At 55.3% G+C, this 15,886-nt stretch carries 9 protein-coding genes; 6 read left to right on the top strand and 3 right to left on the bottom strand.

The window, feature by feature from the left end:
• Positions 1 to 35: 35 nt before the first annotated feature.
• Both RUDLU_RS0106040 and RUDLU_RS0106035 read left to right on the top strand, forming a co-directional pair.
• Entirely contained in the window at positions 36 to 923 is an 888-nt protein-coding gene (locus tag RUDLU_RS0106040; protein WP_027302806.1) for a sugar phosphate isomerase/epimerase family protein, read from the top strand.
• A gap of 49 nt (positions 924 to 972) precedes the next feature.
• A complete protein-coding gene (locus tag RUDLU_RS0106035; RefSeq protein ID WP_019987456.1) occupies positions 973 to 3,003 on the top strand; it encodes a beta-L-arabinofuranosidase domain-containing protein in 2,031 nt (676 codons plus the stop codon).
• A 3-nt stretch (positions 3,004 to 3,006) separates the two neighbouring features.
• Here the strand turns inward: RUDLU_RS0106035 and RUDLU_RS0106030 are convergent, their stop codons facing one another.
• The 3 genes from RUDLU_RS0106030 to RUDLU_RS27005 form a co-directional block, all read right to left on the bottom strand.
• Entirely contained in the window at positions 3,007 to 4,908 is a 1,902-nt protein-coding gene (locus tag RUDLU_RS0106030; RefSeq protein ID WP_019987455.1) for an STN and carboxypeptidase regulatory-like domain-containing protein, read from the bottom strand.
• Between the two features lie 71 nt (positions 4,909 to 4,979).
• Entirely contained in the window at positions 4,980 to 6,014 is a 1,035-nt protein-coding gene (locus tag RUDLU_RS0106025) for a FecR domain-containing protein (RefSeq protein WP_019987454.1), read from the bottom strand.
• 12 nt (positions 6,015 to 6,026) lie between these two features.
• Positions 6,027 to 6,647 (bottom strand): RNA polymerase sigma-70 factor, encoded by a 621-nt coding sequence (locus tag RUDLU_RS27005; protein ID WP_019987453.1) that lies wholly within the window; start codon positions 6,645 to 6,647, stop codon positions 6,027 to 6,029.
• A gap of 191 nt (positions 6,648 to 6,838) precedes the next feature.
• Between RUDLU_RS27005 and RUDLU_RS0106015 the strand changes: the two genes are divergently transcribed.
• From RUDLU_RS0106015 to RUDLU_RS0106000, 4 genes are all read left to right on the top strand, one after another.
• Positions 6,839 to 8,698, top strand: a complete 1,860-nt coding sequence (locus RUDLU_RS0106015) for an outer membrane protein assembly factor BamB family protein (protein ID WP_019987452.1) — start codon at positions 6,839 to 6,841, stop codon at positions 8,696 to 8,698.
• A gap of 149 nt (positions 8,699 to 8,847) precedes the next feature.
• A complete protein-coding gene (locus RUDLU_RS0106010) occupies positions 8,848 to 11,817 on the top strand; it encodes a M16 family metallopeptidase (protein WP_245581630.1) in 2,970 nt (989 codons plus the stop codon).
• 737 nt (positions 11,818 to 12,554) lie between these two features.
• Positions 12,555 to 14,924 (top strand): hypothetical protein, encoded by a 2,370-nt coding sequence (locus RUDLU_RS0106005; protein WP_157580102.1) that lies wholly within the window; start codon positions 12,555 to 12,557, stop codon positions 14,922 to 14,924.
• Complete coding sequence (locus tag RUDLU_RS0106000; RefSeq protein ID WP_019987449.1) at positions 14,921 to 15,553, top strand: hypothetical protein; 633 nt, start codon at positions 14,921 to 14,923, stop codon at positions 15,551 to 15,553. The genes RUDLU_RS0106005 and RUDLU_RS0106000 overlap by 4 nt, the downstream gene beginning before the upstream one ends.
• Positions 15,554 to 15,886 lie beyond the last annotated feature (333 nt).

The raw sequence follows: 15,886 nt of genomic DNA, 5'->3' as shown, positions 1-15,886 counted from the left end.
CACTCATTCACAAATTCACTCATTATCTTTTCCTTATGCCTCAATTAGCTGCTTTCCCGAAAGCTTTCATGCAGCAACTTTGTAAAGACGGCACCATGCGCCTGTCGGAGTGGATTGACCTGGCCTGTCGGCTCGATATTGACGGGTTGGAGTGGTACGCCGGTTTTCTGGAAATGGCCGACGAAGCAGCCTGGCCCGGTTTTCGTCGACAGGTGGAAGACTACGGCAAAGTGATTCCGATGATGTGTTGCTCGCCCGATTTTACGCACCCCGACGCCGGGTTTCGGCAGTGTGAAATAGAGAAACAAAAACGCTGGATCGATATGACGGCGGCCCTTGGTGGCTCATACTGCCGGGTACTGTCGGGGCAGCGCCGACCCGAACTGACCCTCGACGAGGGGGTGAAGTTGGCCGCCGACTGCATCGAAGCCTGCTTACCCTACGCCCGCGAGCGCGGCATCACGCTCATCATCGAAAATCATTACAAAGACGATTTCTGGGAGTATCCTGAGTTTGCCCAGAAAATGGATGTGTTCTGCCAGCTCGTCGACCGGATTCAGGCCCCCGGCTTCGGGGTTAATTACGACCCCAGCAACACCTATCTGGCGGGCGAAGACCCGCTCGAACTGCTCTACCGGGTGTCGGGCCGGGTGGTGACTATGCACGCCAGCGACCGCTATCTCATCGAAGGGACCATTGACGATTTGCGCCGGGAAGAAGGCGGCTCGGCGGGGTACGCCCGGCGGTTGCGGCACGGCGAAATTGGTAAGGGGCTCAATGATTACGATGCCATTTTTACCGAACTCAAACGCGTGGGTTTCGACGGCTGGATCAGCATTGAAGACGGCGTAGAAGGCATGGCCCAGCTCGAACGAAGTGTGGCGTTTCTGCGCCGGAAAATGGCCGAGTACTGGCCCAAGTAGCAAGTGTTTTGCCGAGTTTATCCAAAGCCACCAAACCCCATCACCTTGTATGCAACTCCGCCTGTTTCAAACCTTTTCGCTGAGTGTTCTGGTTAGCATGGCCGCGTTGGCCCAAACCACGCCTGTTGCCAACCGGGCTCCGCTGGCCCCAACCCCGTACACCGAACTACCCCTGGGCTCTATCCGGCCGATGGGCTGGCTCCGTACCCAGCTCGAAACCATGAATCAGGGCAGCACGGGGCATCTGGACGAGTATTATCCCAAAATAAAGAATGACAATGGCTGGCTCGGCGGCAAAGGCGATGGCTGGGAAGAGACCCCCTACTGGCTCGATGGGGCTGTGCCACTGGCGTACCTGCTCGATGACCCCACGCTGAAGGCTAAGGTGCTGAAGTACATCAACTGGACCCTCGACAACCAGCGGCCGAGTGGCTATTTCGGCCCCACCACCAAGTACGAACTCGAAACGGGCAAGCCCGTGGTGTCGGGGGAACAGGGCGACGATTGGTGGCCCAAAATGATTATGCTCAAGGTGTTGCAGCAATACTACAGCGCCACCGCCGACCCCCGCGTGATTCCGTTTATGACCCGGTATTTCCGCTACCAGCACGAGCATCTGGCCAAGAATCCGCTGGTGAAGTGGACCGAATGGGCACAGGCCCGTGGGGGCGACAACCTGATGCTGGTGTACTGGCTCTACAACCGAACCGGCGACAAGTTTCTTCTCGATTTGGGTGAGCAGCTCCGCACCCAGACAACCCCCTGGACCCGTTACTTTGGCGAGCGCAACTGGGTGATGCAGGCCGCAGCGCAGCAGAATGGCCAGCAATGGATGGACCGCCATGCCGTAAACGTGGGTATGGGCCTCAAACTACCCGTGATTGAGTACCACGGCAAGCGCGACGCTAAACAGTTGGAAGCCTTCAAAACGGGCTGGTCGGACTTGATGTTGCTGCACGGATTACCCCACGGCATGTTTTCGGGTGATGAAGACCTGCACGGTAATGACCCGGTGCAGGGTGTGGAACTCTGCGCGATTGTCGAGGCTATGTTTTCGCTCGAACAGGCTATTGCCATTGCGGGCGACGTGACCTACATGGATGCCCTCGAACGCATGACCTACAACGCGCTGCCTACCCAAACCACCGACGACTACAACAGCCGGCAGTATTACCAGACCGCCAATCAGGTAGAGGTTGCCCGGGGTGTTTATAATTTCTCGTTGCCTTTTACGCGGGGCATGAACCACGTGTTTGGGCCGTATGCGGGCTACACTTGCTGTACGGCCAACATGCATCAGGGCTGGACCAAGTTTGCCGCGCACCTCTGGTACGGTACCAACGGTGGTTTGGCCGCTGTTGAGTACGCGCCGTCGGTGCTGAAAACGGCCGTGGCCGGTGCGCCCGTGACCATCACGCAGGAGACCGCCTATCCGTTCGGCGAAACGGTCGCGTTTACGATTGACATGGCGAAACAGGCGGCTTTTCCGCTCGAATTCAGGGTGCCGGGCTGGTGCACGGAGGGTACGCTGACGCTCAATGGGCAACCACTGAGCAGGGGCAAAGGCGGCACCATGCTTAGGGTACAACGTAGCTGGAAACCCGGCGACCGGCTCATGCTCACCCTGCCCATGCGCGTGACCACCTCAAACTGGGCCAAAAACTCGCGGGCTGTTGAACGGGGACCACTGGTGTACGCCCTCAAAATTCCGGCCGACTGGACCCAGAAGGAACTCAAAGAAGAAGGCACCTACTACGAAATTAAACCGAAAGCAGACGCCCGCTGGAACGTGGGGCTGTCGCTCAATGTGGTCAAAGATCCGGTGGCTAATACCACCGTTACCGTCCGTAATGCAGCTCCCACGGGGTTTGTCTGGAACGAAGCCAACGCACCCATCGAAATCCGGGCCAAAGGGCGCGAGATTCCCGGCTGGAAACTCGTCAACGGGGTAGCTCACCAGCCCATTTCGACCCGCGAGGGCTTTTACCGGGGCGAGGTAAACCCGCAGGAAGAAGAAATTACGCTTATTCCGTACGGGTGTACCAAGCTGCGGGTAGTGGCGTTTCCGGTGGTTCGGTAAGGGTTAGTTTGTCCAGCGGAGGCCTGCCTGCCAGCCAATCCAGCTGGTCCAGTTCCGGTTGCTGAATGTCAGCTGGTCAACGGCGGGGTTGTCCGAAATGAGCAGCCGGGTGTTTTGCAGCGGATTGGTGGCATTACTGAGGTGGTAAAACACCACCGACGGCCCGGCCGCGAGTGCCAGTCGGCCGAAGCGTTTTTCGAGGGTAGGGGTGCCGCGCAATAGTAGGGCGGGTTTCCAGTTGTCGAAAAGGGCTTCGGTGCGGCTATTCCAGACCGCATGACTACTAACATCGACACTAACCAGCCAGGTGCGGCCCAGCCCGAAGGCCGTGCCTATGCCGTAGCCAGCCTGCCAAACCGGTGAGCCGGTCAGGTCGGCTGGTTTGGCCCCAACGGTGAGCAGGTTATAAAACCGCCGAACGCCCGTTCGGTAGCTGAGGTTGACCGGAAACGTTTCGTTGGCGCTTACCTCAAACCGCCGGAAGCCGTTTTGGCGCACAAAACTCAGCAACCCAATCGGAACACTGCCCGATGAGTCGGCTACGTTGATGGGGGCAATCTGAACCCCGCGCCTGACCACACGGGCGTGATTGATAAACCCGGCCACCTGAAGGCCATTGCGGAGGTCGCGGGTGCGGTTCGAGAATCCGGCCAGCTGAATCACTCGGTTGGCATCGCCCTCGGTTTTGTTGGCCCACCCGGCGGCTTGCAGGCTGTGCGTAGCCTTACCCCGCACACGGTTCAGAAAACCCGCCAGTTGCAGGCCGCTTACGTTACCCCGCACCCCGTTCATAAACCCGGCCGCCTGCCCGCCTTCTACGTCGCCCTGGGTCTGGTTCAGAAAGCCCGCGCTCTGGAATCCGTACACATTGTGGCCCACAAAATTGGCAAAACCGGCCAGTTGCATGCCCTGTACGTTGCCTCGGATGTGGTTCATAAAGCCACCTATTTCGATACCCGTAACGCCCAGTGATGTACCCGAAAACAGGTTGACCGACAGATGGTTGATGACGTGATTGCTCAGCCGGTGGTTGGTGCCGATGTAAGGCAGGAGCGAAATTTGAAACGGCCGGTAAAGGGTATCAGCATCAAGGTTTTGGCGGTGAATAATTTGCCGGGCCACTTCATACACCCGTTCGAGCGAGAGCAGCGTTTGGTCCCAGCCCGTTCGGCGGGTTGGGTTGCTGGTCGAGTCGGCGGAGGGCGGGGGCAGGGCCGGAGCCCGATTGGCGAGGTCGGTGGGGGTGGTATCGGCAACCACTGGCGGCTGCCGGGTGGCTATCGGGGCCGGGTTGGTAGCTGCTACAGTAGCCGAAGCCGGTGGGGTGGGCAGAGGGCGCAACCGCACATCGACCGTGCGCGACTGCCGCGCTCCCAACGTGACGGACTCACCGACATACAACCGTTTGCGAACTTCTACGCGGGCGTTGGTAGGCAGGTCGCGAGCCAGTTTCAGCCGGTAATAGCCGTACGGATTACTCACCGTCGAAGCCAGGGAAGTGCGTTCGTACACACTCGCAGCCCCAATGCGGTTGCCTGTTTGCTCGTCGATGATGTATCCATCCAGAAAAAAATGCGACGGCTCTTTCCGCGTTTCGCCCTCGCCCAGCAGCAATACGTGGTTGCCCCGTGCCTTCCAGCTGACGGTCTGCCCCTCGAACAGCCGAACCAATACCACCCGCACCGGTTGCTTGCTCAGCCGGAGGGTAACGGTTCGGGTGTCGTTGACCACGGCTGGGTTGTACGAGAAACCAAAATTGGCCTGTTGCGAAATTTGTCGAAGCACATCGCCGAGCCGTTCGTTGCGGGCATCAACCGACACCAGCCGGTCGAGGGGCGAGGCCGGTTGCGCCCCGGCGGGGTAGATGATACAGACCAGAAAAAAGAAGAGAAGAATGCGTACCATACGACAAAGGGCAGTGAGGCCACCCCGGCGGGTGAGGCCGGGAGGGCGATGGATAAAGCAATAAAAGAGGGTTACTGGGCCGATGGGCCACAGCCCGTGCCGCTGAGCACATACCCGTTGCCGGTGGGCTTTACGGTAAGTTGCAGCGTTTCGGCCACGATGCCCAGCACCGTCTCGACCGACTCGTTTTCGAACTCGGCGGTCAGTCGGCAGTCGCGTAGTTGCGTGGCTGAAAGTTGAATATCGGTCCCGTAATAGCGGCTGAGCGTCCCGATTACCCCCGACAGCGGCTGGTTCGTAAACTGGAGCCGCCGGGTGCTGTACGCCAGCGTGTTGGCGTCGAAAGCCGGGAGCCGCCGGAGCGTGTCGGCCGTCGAGTCGACCTGTACCTGCTGACCGGGCGTTACGGCTACCTCCTGGCGTTGTTTCCTGACCACTACCCGGCCTGTTTTCACCGATACCTCCACGTTGCGGTTGTAGGCCCGTACGCCAAACGACGTACCTACCACCCGCACATCGGTATCCTGGGCGTGGATGATAAACGGCTGATTCGCGTTTGGTTTCACGTCGAAAAAAGCCTCACCGGTCAGAGTTACCTCGCGGGTTTCGCCATCAAACGCATCGGGGTATCGCAGCGAGCTTTGGCGGTTGAGCAGCACCGTTGAGCCATCGGGCAGGGTAAGCCGCCGGGTACTGTTGGTGGTCGATTGGGTCAGTAAGGTAGTAGTTGTCGGGTCGATAGGGTTGGGGTTTTGGTAGGATTGATACGTCAGAAACGCAACGGTGCCGATGAGCAGGGCCACCGCTGCCACGCGGGTTACCCGCCACCAACCGGGTAGCCCCCGGCGGGCGGGTACCTGTACCGTCGGTTCTGCCGATACGGCCGGGCGGTGCATCTGCCCATGTAGCCGTTGCCAGGCCCGGTCGGTATCAAAAGCCGGGGCTTGGGTCGGCCCCGACCGCTTGCCCGCTGCCACCCAGATGCGTTCGAGCCGGGCCAGCTCGGCGGGGTGGTCGGGGCTTTCCGAAAGCCACCGGCGCACAGCAGCCTGCTCGTCGGCGGTGGCCTCTCCGGCTATGTATTTGCCCAGCAGTTCGTCTGACATGAATGCAGTTATTTAAACCTGTAAGGTCTCGAAGACCTTGCAGGTTTGATACAGAAGGAGCCACAAAACCAGAAAATCGGCCAGCTCAAGCCGCAACATCCGTAGGGCTTTTCCAATTTGATTTTCAACCGTTTTAATCGAAATACCCAGTCGTTCGGCAATTTCGCCATAGCGTAACTCCTCAAACCGGCTCAGGTAAAACACCCGTCGGCATTGTTCGGGAAGTTGTTTCATGGCTTCGTCGATGCGTTCGCTCAACTCCTGCCCCGCCAGGGCATCCATGGGCGACAGGCTTGGTGATTCGCCAGCATGGGTCACGTGTTGCCGGTGTTCTTCGCGGATAGACAGGTGCTTGATGCGGTTGAGACATCGGTTGTGTACCGACCGAAACAGGTAGGCTTTGAGTGAGGTGCTGATGAGCAGGTTCTCGCGCCGTTCCCAAAACGTCAGAAACAGGGCCTGCACCTCTTCTTCGGCATCGTCGCGGTCGCGCAGCAGTGTGTAAGCATACTGGCAAAGGGCCCCGTAGTGTTCGCGAAACAAGGTTTCGAACACCCGCTCGTTGCCCTCCCGAATGGCGTCGAGAGTATGCTGATCCGTCAACTGCACCGATGGTAGAATGGTCTCCTGCAAAACTACACCGTTTCCGGCCTTTGTGGTTGTAGCCGAAAGACCACTGAGTAAGCGGTTACCCCCACGGCTTCGCTAAAATTTTTTCACAAAATGCCCAAAAACCCTTTCGGCAGGTCGGATAGGGGTATTTTTGCCCCTGATGCGGTGCCGATGTAGGCCAGCCGCCATCAACCACTCAACCTCTCTTTCGTATGCGCTTTCGCGTTTTGCTTCTCCTCACTTGCTTTTGTTGGCTTTGCACAGTGGCTGTGGCTCAGCCCATTCGGTTCGCGTTTGTGACCGACACCCACGTGGGTGCGCCCGAAACAGCCGCCGAAGACCTCCGCCGGACCGTGGCCGACATCAACGCCCTGCCCGACATCGACTTTGTGGTGTTTACGGGCGACGTGACTGATTTTGGCACCGAAGAGGAGTTGACTACGGCCAAACAAATTATGGACGGGCTCACCCGGAAATGGTACATCTTTCCCGGTAACCATGACACGAAGTGGTCGGAGAACGGCTGTAACCGGTTTCGCGAAGTGTTCGGGGCCGAACGGTTTGCCTTCGACTTTGGGAAATACCGGTTTATTGGGTGCGGGAGCGGCCCCAACATGCGGATGTCGCCGGGGCTGGTCGCCCGCGAGGATGTGCTTTGGCTGCGGGCCGAGGTCGAGAAGCTCCGGGGCACCGACCGCCCGGTTATATTTATGAATCACTACCCGCTCGACGACGCCCTCGCTAACTGGTACCTGCTCACCGACGAACTGAAAAAAACGAATGTACAGGCTGCTTTGTGCGGACATGGACATGCCAACAAGGCGATGAACTACGAGGGGATTCCGGCCACTATGGGCCGCTCGAACCTGCGGGCCAAAGACGCCGTGGGTGGTTATAATCTGGTCACGATCCGAAACGACACCATGACGTTTGCCGTCAGGACTCCCACGGTGGGCGCACAGTCCGGGCAAACCGCCTTACCCTGGCGCACTATTGTGCTGGAGAATCACCGGTTCGGGCAGGCATCGAAACCGTACCCACGCCCCTCGTATGCCGTGAATGAGCAATACCCGCAGGTGCAGGCCGTCTGGGAAAAACAAGACAGCAGCGATGTAGGCGCCGGGATTGTGTCGGACGGGAAATACGCGTTTTACCCCAATACCAACGGTAATCTGGTGGCGCTTTCGTTGGCCGATGGGTCGGTGAAATGGCGGTTTCAGACCGGCGGCAAGGTGTACTCGACACCCGCCCTGTACAAAAATCGACTGGTGTTTGCCTCTACCGACGGCACCATTTACTGCCTCGATTCCCGCACGGGCCGCCAACGCTGGGCCCGCAAAACCGGCAAGGCGATTGTGGCCAGCCCGCTCATCGACCGGAAAACGGTGTACATCGGCAGTTCGGAAGGGAAATTTCGGGCGTTGGCCCTTAAAAACGGAGCCGAGCAATGGACGTTTGACAAGGTGAACGGGTTTATTGAGTCGATACCCGTAGCCGACAAAGACCGGGTGTATGTAGGGTCGTGGGGGTCGACGTTGTACGCCCTCAACCGCCAAACGGGCGCCCTCGACTGGAGCTGGACCAACGGTAAAAGCCGTAATTTCTCGCCCGCGGCCGGCACCCCTCAGATAGTGGGCGGGCGGATTTTCCTGCAAACGCCCGACCGTACCGTGACCGCACTCGATGCCCAAACGGGCCGCGAAATCTGGAAATCGAACAAGCACAAGGGCTTTGAGTCGAGTGGACTTTCGGAAGATGGCTCGCTCGTGTACGTCAAGTGTATGAACGACACGCTCTGGGCCCTGTCGACGCGGTCGGCGCAGCTACAGCCTGAGTGGTTTGTCAACTGCCGGTACGGCTACGAAATAAGCCCCTCGCCTGTGACGGAGCGGGGTGGGTACATTTTTATCCCCACCGACGACGGGTCCGTGTACGCCGTTGACCGGCAAACCCGGCAGGTGGCCTGGGCGCATAAACTCTCCAATGCGATGGTCAACCGGATTTGGCCCCTCAACGGCCGCGAGGTGTTGGTCACAACGATGGACGGGAAAGTGGCCCGGCTGAGGTTCTGAAGTTTGGTTTATGGTTTATCGTTTGTGGTTTATGGTTGCGGCTGTACGGTATGGCCGTAGCTTAACCTTTTTTAACAACCGGTCATCATGTTCTGGGTTTTGGGGTGCTGACCGGTATGTATCTTTGAAAAAACTCCTCCAACCAGTTTATGCTATCCATAAAACAACGATTCAGAATGGGATGGGTTGCGGGCCTTTTGTTGGTCTGTAGCCTGATGGTCCATGCACAAACGCCTAAAACAGCCGCCTGGAAAACGGGCACCTCGCCGGGGGGCTACACCTACAAGTACCTCGCCAACGACCCCATGCAGGCCCGGTTCTACACGCTCAAAAACGGCCTCACGGTCATGTTGAGCGTGAATCGGAAAGAGCCGCGCATCTTTACGTTTATCCCGACGCGGGCAGGTTCCAACACCGACCCCCGCACCAACACGGGTCTGGCGCACTACCTCGAACACATGCTTTTCAAAGGTACCGACCGGTTCGGGACGCTCGACTGGGCGAAAGAAAAGCCGTTGCTCGATAAAATTGACGCCCTGTATGAGCAGTACAACAAAACGACGGATGAGAGTAAGCGTAAAGAGATTTACAAGCAGATTGATGCCGCATCGGGCGAAGCGGCCAAATATGCCATTGCCAACGAGTACGACAAGCTGATGGCGTCGATGGGGGCGCAGGGCTCCAACGCCTTCACCTCGTACGAACAAACGGTGTATCTGGAAGACATCCCGGCCAACGCCCTCGACCGTTTTCTGGCGGTGCAGGCCGAGCGGTTCCGTAAGCCGGTGCTACGGATTTTCCATACCGAACTCGAAGCGGTGTATGAAGAAAAAAACCGCTCGCTCGACAACGACGGCCGCAAAGTACAGGAGGCCACCATGGCGGCTCTGTTCCCGACCCATAACTACGGGCAGCAGACTACCATTGGTACCGTGGAGCACCTCAAAAACCCGTCGCTGGTTGAGATTCGTAACTATTTCGACAAGTATTACGTACCCAACAACATGGCCGTGATTATGGCGGGTGATTTTAACCCCGATCAGGTCATTGCCAAAATCGACAAGGCGTTTGCCTACATGCAGCGTAAGCCGGTGACCCTGTACAACCCCGTGCCGGAGGCCCCGCTTACGGCCGTGCAGACCCGCGAAGTGTTCGGCCCCACGCCCGAATCGGTCCGAATCAGTTACCGGTTTCCGGGTGGAATTGCGCAGAATCAGGCAGTAGCCATCATGGTCGATGAACTGATGTCGAACTCGGCAGCCGGTCTGATTGACCTGAACCTGAACAAAGCGCAGAAAATTCTGGGCGGTGGCTCGTCGCCCCAGTTCATGAAAGACTACGGCGTGTGGAGCTTGTTTGGTCGGCCGAAACAGGGCCAATCGCTCGATGAGGTAAAGGCCTTGCTGCTGGGCGAAGTGGCCAAGCTGAAAAGTGGCGACTTCGACCAGAAGGTAATGACCTCGATTGTGAACAACTACAAAAAGCGGCAGATCGAAACGCTGGAAAACAATTATGGCCGGGCCGATAAGCTGCTCGAAGCCTTTATTCTGTCGGGTGGCAGTTCGTACCCGGATATGATTAGCCTGAACGACCAACTCGCGCGGGTGACGAAGCAGCAGATCATGGATTTTGCCAACGAGTACCTGCGCGACAACTACGTGGTGGTGTACAAGCGCAAGGGCGAAGATAAGAGCATTGTGAAGGTGGATAAACCCGCCATTACCCCCGTCGAGGTGAACCGCGAAGCACAGTCGCCGTTTTTGCAGCAGGTAAACAACATGCCCATGGGCGAGGTGAAACCCGTGTGGCTCGATTACAAGAAAGATATTCAGCGCGGAAAAATCGGCAAATCGGGCTCGGTAGAGGTGTTGTACGTCAACAACCCCGACAACGACCTGTTTCGGTTGGCATACCGGATTCCGATGGGCACCAACCACAGCAAACTGCTGCCCATTGCAACGCAGTACCTGGCGTTTCTGAGCACGAGCAAGTACTCATCGGAGGCTTTGAGCAAGGAGTTTTTCAACCTCGCCAGCGATTACAACCTGTATTCGTCGGGCGATTACACTACCGTTCGGTTGTCGGGCTTGCAGGAGAACTTCGCGAAAAGTGTAGCCTTGCTCGACCATCTGTTGCGGAATTGCCAGGCCAACGAAGCGGCTTTGGCCGACCTGAAAGAGCGGATTCTAAAATCGCGGGCCGACAACAAGCTGAACAAAGGCTCTATTTTGCAGGGCTTGCTCAGTTACGCGCAGTACGGCCCCAAAAATCCGTACAATAATCAGCTCACCAACGACGAACTGAAGGCCCTCACGTCGGCTCAGTTGCTGGAGGTGCTGCACACCTTGTTCGATTACCCGCATCAGGTTATTTATTACGGTCCGCAGCCGTTGGCCGCCCTCGGTACGGGCCTGACGCAGGCGCATCAGATGCCGACCGAGTTTAAGCAGGTACCTGCCCGGCAGAACTTCAAACAACTGACGCAGCAGAAGCCCGAAGTACTGTTTGCTGATTACGACATGGTACAGTCGGAGATTTTCTGGGTGCGTAATACCGGCGATTTCGACCCGGCTCAGTTGCCTACGGTTAACCTGTTCAACAATTACTTCGGTGGTAATATGGCCTCGGTGGTGTTTCAGACCCTGCGCGAGTCGAAAGCGCTGGCGTACTCGACCTATGCCAACTACGACATCCCGGATCGTAAAGACGAGCAGTTTTCGGTGAGTGCGTACATTGGTAGTCAGGCCGATAAATTCCATGAAGCGGTGGCGGGTATGAACGAGTTGCTCAATGCCTTGCCGCAGTCGGATAAGTTACTCGAAACGGCGAAGGTGGGTATGAAAAAGAACCTGCAAACGGAGCGAATCCGGCAGGACGCCATTATCTACAACTACCTCGATGCGGTGGAAAAAGGCATCGACTACGACGCCCGCCAGAAGACATATGAGTCCATTGACAAAATGGGGTACGCCGACCTGAAGCAGTTTGCTGATACGCAACTGGCCAACAAGCCGTACACGCTTTGCGTGGTGGCGTCGGAGAAGCGCGTCACCCCGAACGATCTGGGCAAATATGGCGCAGTGAAAAAGCTAACGCTGGAAGAGATTTTCGGGTATTAATTGTTTACCACCCCCTGACCCCCTCCTGAAAAACAGGAGGGGGATGTGCGCGAGGGAGGTTGAGAGTAGAAATGCACCCACTAAGTTAGCATCTGGTGATGCTGGAAGAGTCGAGGTTTTTGGGAGGTGATTTCTTTCGTTAAAAAATTGTCAGGCAAAGGCTTAACAACGGCTCTGGTGTTGTCTAACGGTTAATCTGACGGGGGAAATTTATGCTGTTTCACCCGGCTATTCGGCTCGACCCTATCTAACCAGGACCCATGCCTGGGTGTGTAAACAAACTCCAGTTGGTCCTTAAAAGCTGCATTGTGCACTACTCTGATAGGGGATAACAGCTTAGTGGCTATCCAGCTGCCTATACAAGCATCTCAACCGGGGGCGTACTGGCCAATGCAGGTAATGTGCTGTCGCTTACAGCCGTGCGGACCATCAATGGTACTGTTCCTGCTGGTGTGCAATATCGGTGGGAAGCCCCTTCAGGGGTAAATGCAAGCACAACTGGCGCCATACTCCAGGGCGGTACGACGCTCTCGACAAACCTTTCGGGCTTGTATTCCGTAACTGCTAGCGTGGCCGGGCAGTCGTGTAGTGCGGTCGCATCGCTGTCGATTACGGTGCAGGGTAGTTTGGACCTGAGCATTACGACTAACCCGCCCGCTAATCCAGCGGTCTGTGCGGGCAACAGCCGGGAAGTACCCTTTACCACGCAGGGAACCGTGCCTACCGGGACGCGCTTTGTGGCGCAGCTTTCCGATGCCTCGGGCAGCTTTGCAACCCCAACTGTGCTGGGTGAAGCTACCCCTGGTAACACGACCCTGAGCCGTGTGCCCGCCACCATACCGGCCAATGCGCCCCCTGGCAACTATCAGGTACGGATCGTAACAACTAATACGAGCCCAATTGTGATTGGTAGCTCGACTCCGCTGACCATCAGTGCCGCACCAGCCCTGAGCATTGTCATTGGGTATCCTAACAACAACACGGTAGTGGCCGATGGGGATTTGGTGACGCTCACCCCCCAACTCACCCCCAGCAGCCCGGTAGCCTCTTACAACTGGCTCAAACCCGACGGCACCACCGCTACTACCGCAACGCTGACGGTTCCTTTTGCCGCCACGGCCGCCACAGCGCGCTACTCGCCCACCCTGACAACGGGCAGCGGCTGTGTGCTGACGGGTAGTTCTTCACTGACGCCCACCGAACCTACCTGCGACATCCGTATCGTCAGCAAAGATGGCACTGGGGCCGAGACCGACCGTATCCCCCGAGTAGGGGGTTTGCTGGGCAGCCTGACTTTATCGGTTGAGAGTCTGGATGGCATGGCACTGACTGGTTACACTTACGTATGGGAACGTCGGACGGGCGCTCCGGCAACGGGTGTGAGCAGTAGTACGGGTGCTAATACCCATAGCGTCACTGTCGTAGCGGTAGGAACTACGCCGATCATCTCAGCCACGGCCATTGGGGAATATAGCGTGGTGATAACCGATGGGGCTGGCAATACCTGTGTGGCCTACACCACCCTCTCAGCCAAGCCCTGCACCGAGCGCACAGCCGCCTACACGGGCTGCAAGGACGTGACCGTCCAAAACCCCGACGCCACCAACGCCATTGCCAACCTGGCCCCCGGCGATGAATTCTACGCAGGCGACTACAAAGTGACGGTGACGAGCATTACAGGCGGAGGCCCTGGCGGCTGGACGGGTGAAGGAATTGTAGATGTGACCCTGCTGAAAGGGGTGAACCTACCTGCCCAGGTGACGTTTAGCAACGCCAAGCTGAACGAGTGTTATGAGTTGACGGCTGGAAAGCTGATTACGAAGTACGATCCGAGTTGGTTTTCAACATTGAACAGTTCGAGTACTAACACGGGCAGTTATCTTTTTGATTTAGAGGAGCTAACAAACGAAGTGGCGGATTTGTATAGCACTAGTCTAGCCTCCTTGACTACAGATGATGAAAAAGCTCTTCTCCAAATTGAGGAAATAAAAGATAAAATAACTAGTGACCCGACTCTACCAGAAACTATCAAGCAAGAGCTTCTGACTAGGATAAATGGATTCTTAACTTGTTCAGCATCCGCTTCTGCTAACACAAACCAAGCTTTAAAGAATTCACTGGCTCGGATAGCTGCTTTGGAGCCATGTAACTTAGCGAATTCAGCTCAACAAATAAAAGAGTACCTGAATAGTCAAGAGACTTTAACTACAATTATGAGTAGTAAGGTTCCCTTTGACGATCCACCAACCAGCGTAAAAATTATCAAAAAGGTTGGAACAGGGACTCCTCAACTTTCAAAAATTTACGCAGTAAATGCAGAAGGAGAACTAGTATATTTAGGGCGTGAAGCAGCAAAAAATACCCCAAAAGCTGTCTTACTTGGAAATGTTATTTCTAAGGCCGCAAGCGTAATTGTACTGGTATTTACCCCCACTAGCTTGGGAACAGAGGACGTTGGACCGCTTGCCAATCCAAGAGCTTATGTGGATCAGACATATATTGCGCCAGACCTTAATGCTTCTAAAGAACAAACAGACACCGAAGTTGAACCCAAAAAAGCCCCCAATACGGAACCAGATATAGATGAGGACGATGGGAAGAGATACTTAGTCTACATTGCCAAACGAAACCATAAGAAATGCCTTGAAAAGAAAGTAGATCTTTGCCTTAAATACGTAGGTATTTCTACTGCAAGCGAGGAAGAGTTTATTGGGTTTAGATATCGAGCTGGTGAGATACAGGTAACCGACTTTGTAATCTTCTTTACTAATTTAAAAAAAGGAGAAGCGCGAGGAGTAGAGCAACAGATCATCGAATTGAATAACGGAGGTCAGCCTTATACAGAGCGATTTCCGCAAGGAATGAATAAAATCATTGACAACATTAAAAACTCAACAAGCCCAACACGTACTACTCTTCGAGACCCTGCTTATACAACACGTAACTTAGCAGGTATACGGGTACTCAATCAGAAGTATCCTAACTTCAGGTGGCAACAAGCTTATGTCCCAAATGCTTTTCCAGCTTTCTCACAGGGAGGGTTTCGCTTTACCGGCCTTGAGTACCAAGGCGATCCCAATTGTGACTGTAACAATAAATCGCGATGAAACTAACAAATGGTTATTCTGGGCTCGTGTTGGAAGTGACACTTGGTCCTAAAATAGGCTACGGCTATGTCCGGCTTACTCAAATTGATTCCCAGTTTGGGTTTTACACCAGCATTTTAGATTGTAGAAGGGGCGAGCCAATCAAGAGATTTGATTTTGAGGAATTTGTGAAACTCGATGATTTAGTTGCTCCCTTTCTAACTGTTGGGCGTCCCCCCCGGAAGGGTAAATTTAAATGGAGGCCTTTAGGGTATTTACCTATGGAAGGAAAAGATTATGTTATTCAAGATTTCAAGGGTGGGTATCCGGGAAATCAAGCTCCAGAGTTAACTAAATGGAGTGTTGTTCGAGGGACTGCTGCAAGTGAAGTTGTTAGGGATGACGCCGGTGAAGTGATGATGTTTAGTTATGAACAAGTAAAGCACCTTGGTTATTATGGTCACATGAGCTTAAGCGAGGCTACCTCAAGAATTATACTTGAATGGATGAAAATACTTAAAATGGACTACATAGGGTATGAGGATGAAGAATTTCCAAAGGATTTGTTGGCAAAGCAGAAAATACAAGTTTCTGTTTCAATACCATATTCAGAGGTGCCAAAAGAAATCCGTGGCAAAGTAATCATTTAAGTTTTCAAGTTACCCATTTTTTTATCTTTCTCTAAGGTACTGTTTCAAAGCCTCTGGAAAGGCTCGCGGTTGTTCTAAGTGAAACTTTTGATGAACGTAGGTGATCTCCAAATTGACCTAATTCAAAACCACCAAACCCATGCAAGGAATACTACCACCCATTCTCCTGCTGACGCTAGCCTTCACCACGCAGGCCCAGCAGCTCACACCGACCCCTGTCACCCTCTCGGCGGACTCGATAACCTTATTCACCCTCGAGGAGAATATCTTTAAGCAGGCTTCGAACTTCATCGGTAACAGAGCATTATTATTCTGCATCTGTTTAGTTCATGA

Origin of the sequence: Rudanella lutea DSM 19387 (genome assembly GCF_000383955.1) — a bacterium.
In the GTDB taxonomy this organism is placed as follows: Bacteria; Bacteroidota; Bacteroidia; order Cytophagales; family Spirosomataceae; genus Rudanella; species Rudanella lutea.
The sequence above is the reverse complement of the archived record's forward strand: the minus strand, read 5'-3'. Positions and strand labels throughout refer to the sequence as shown.

What these genes read in the sequence shown, in the direction of transcription:
- RUDLU_RS0106000 (WP_019987449.1), top strand. Translation starts at nt 14,921, where the DNA reads ATGAAACTAACAAATGGTTATTCTGGGCTCGTGTTGGAAGTGACACTT.
- RUDLU_RS0106030 (WP_019987455.1), bottom strand. Translation starts at nt 4,908, where the DNA reads ATGGTACGCATTCTTCTCTTCTTTTTTCTGGTCTGTATCATCTACCCC.
- RUDLU_RS0106035 (WP_019987456.1), top strand. Translation starts at nt 973, where the DNA reads ATGCAACTCCGCCTGTTTCAAACCTTTTCGCTGAGTGTTCTGGTTAGC.
- RUDLU_RS0106040 (WP_027302806.1), top strand. Translation starts at nt 36, where the DNA reads ATGCCTCAATTAGCTGCTTTCCCGAAAGCTTTCATGCAGCAACTTTGT.
- RUDLU_RS0106010 (WP_245581630.1), top strand. Translation starts at nt 8,848, where the DNA reads ATGCTATCCATAAAACAACGATTCAGAATGGGATGGGTTGCGGGCCTT.
- RUDLU_RS0106025 (WP_019987454.1), bottom strand. Translation starts at nt 6,014, where the DNA reads ATGTCAGACGAACTGCTGGGCAAATACATAGCCGGAGAGGCCACCGCC.
- RUDLU_RS0106015 (WP_019987452.1), top strand. Translation starts at nt 6,839, where the DNA reads ATGCGCTTTCGCGTTTTGCTTCTCCTCACTTGCTTTTGTTGGCTTTGC.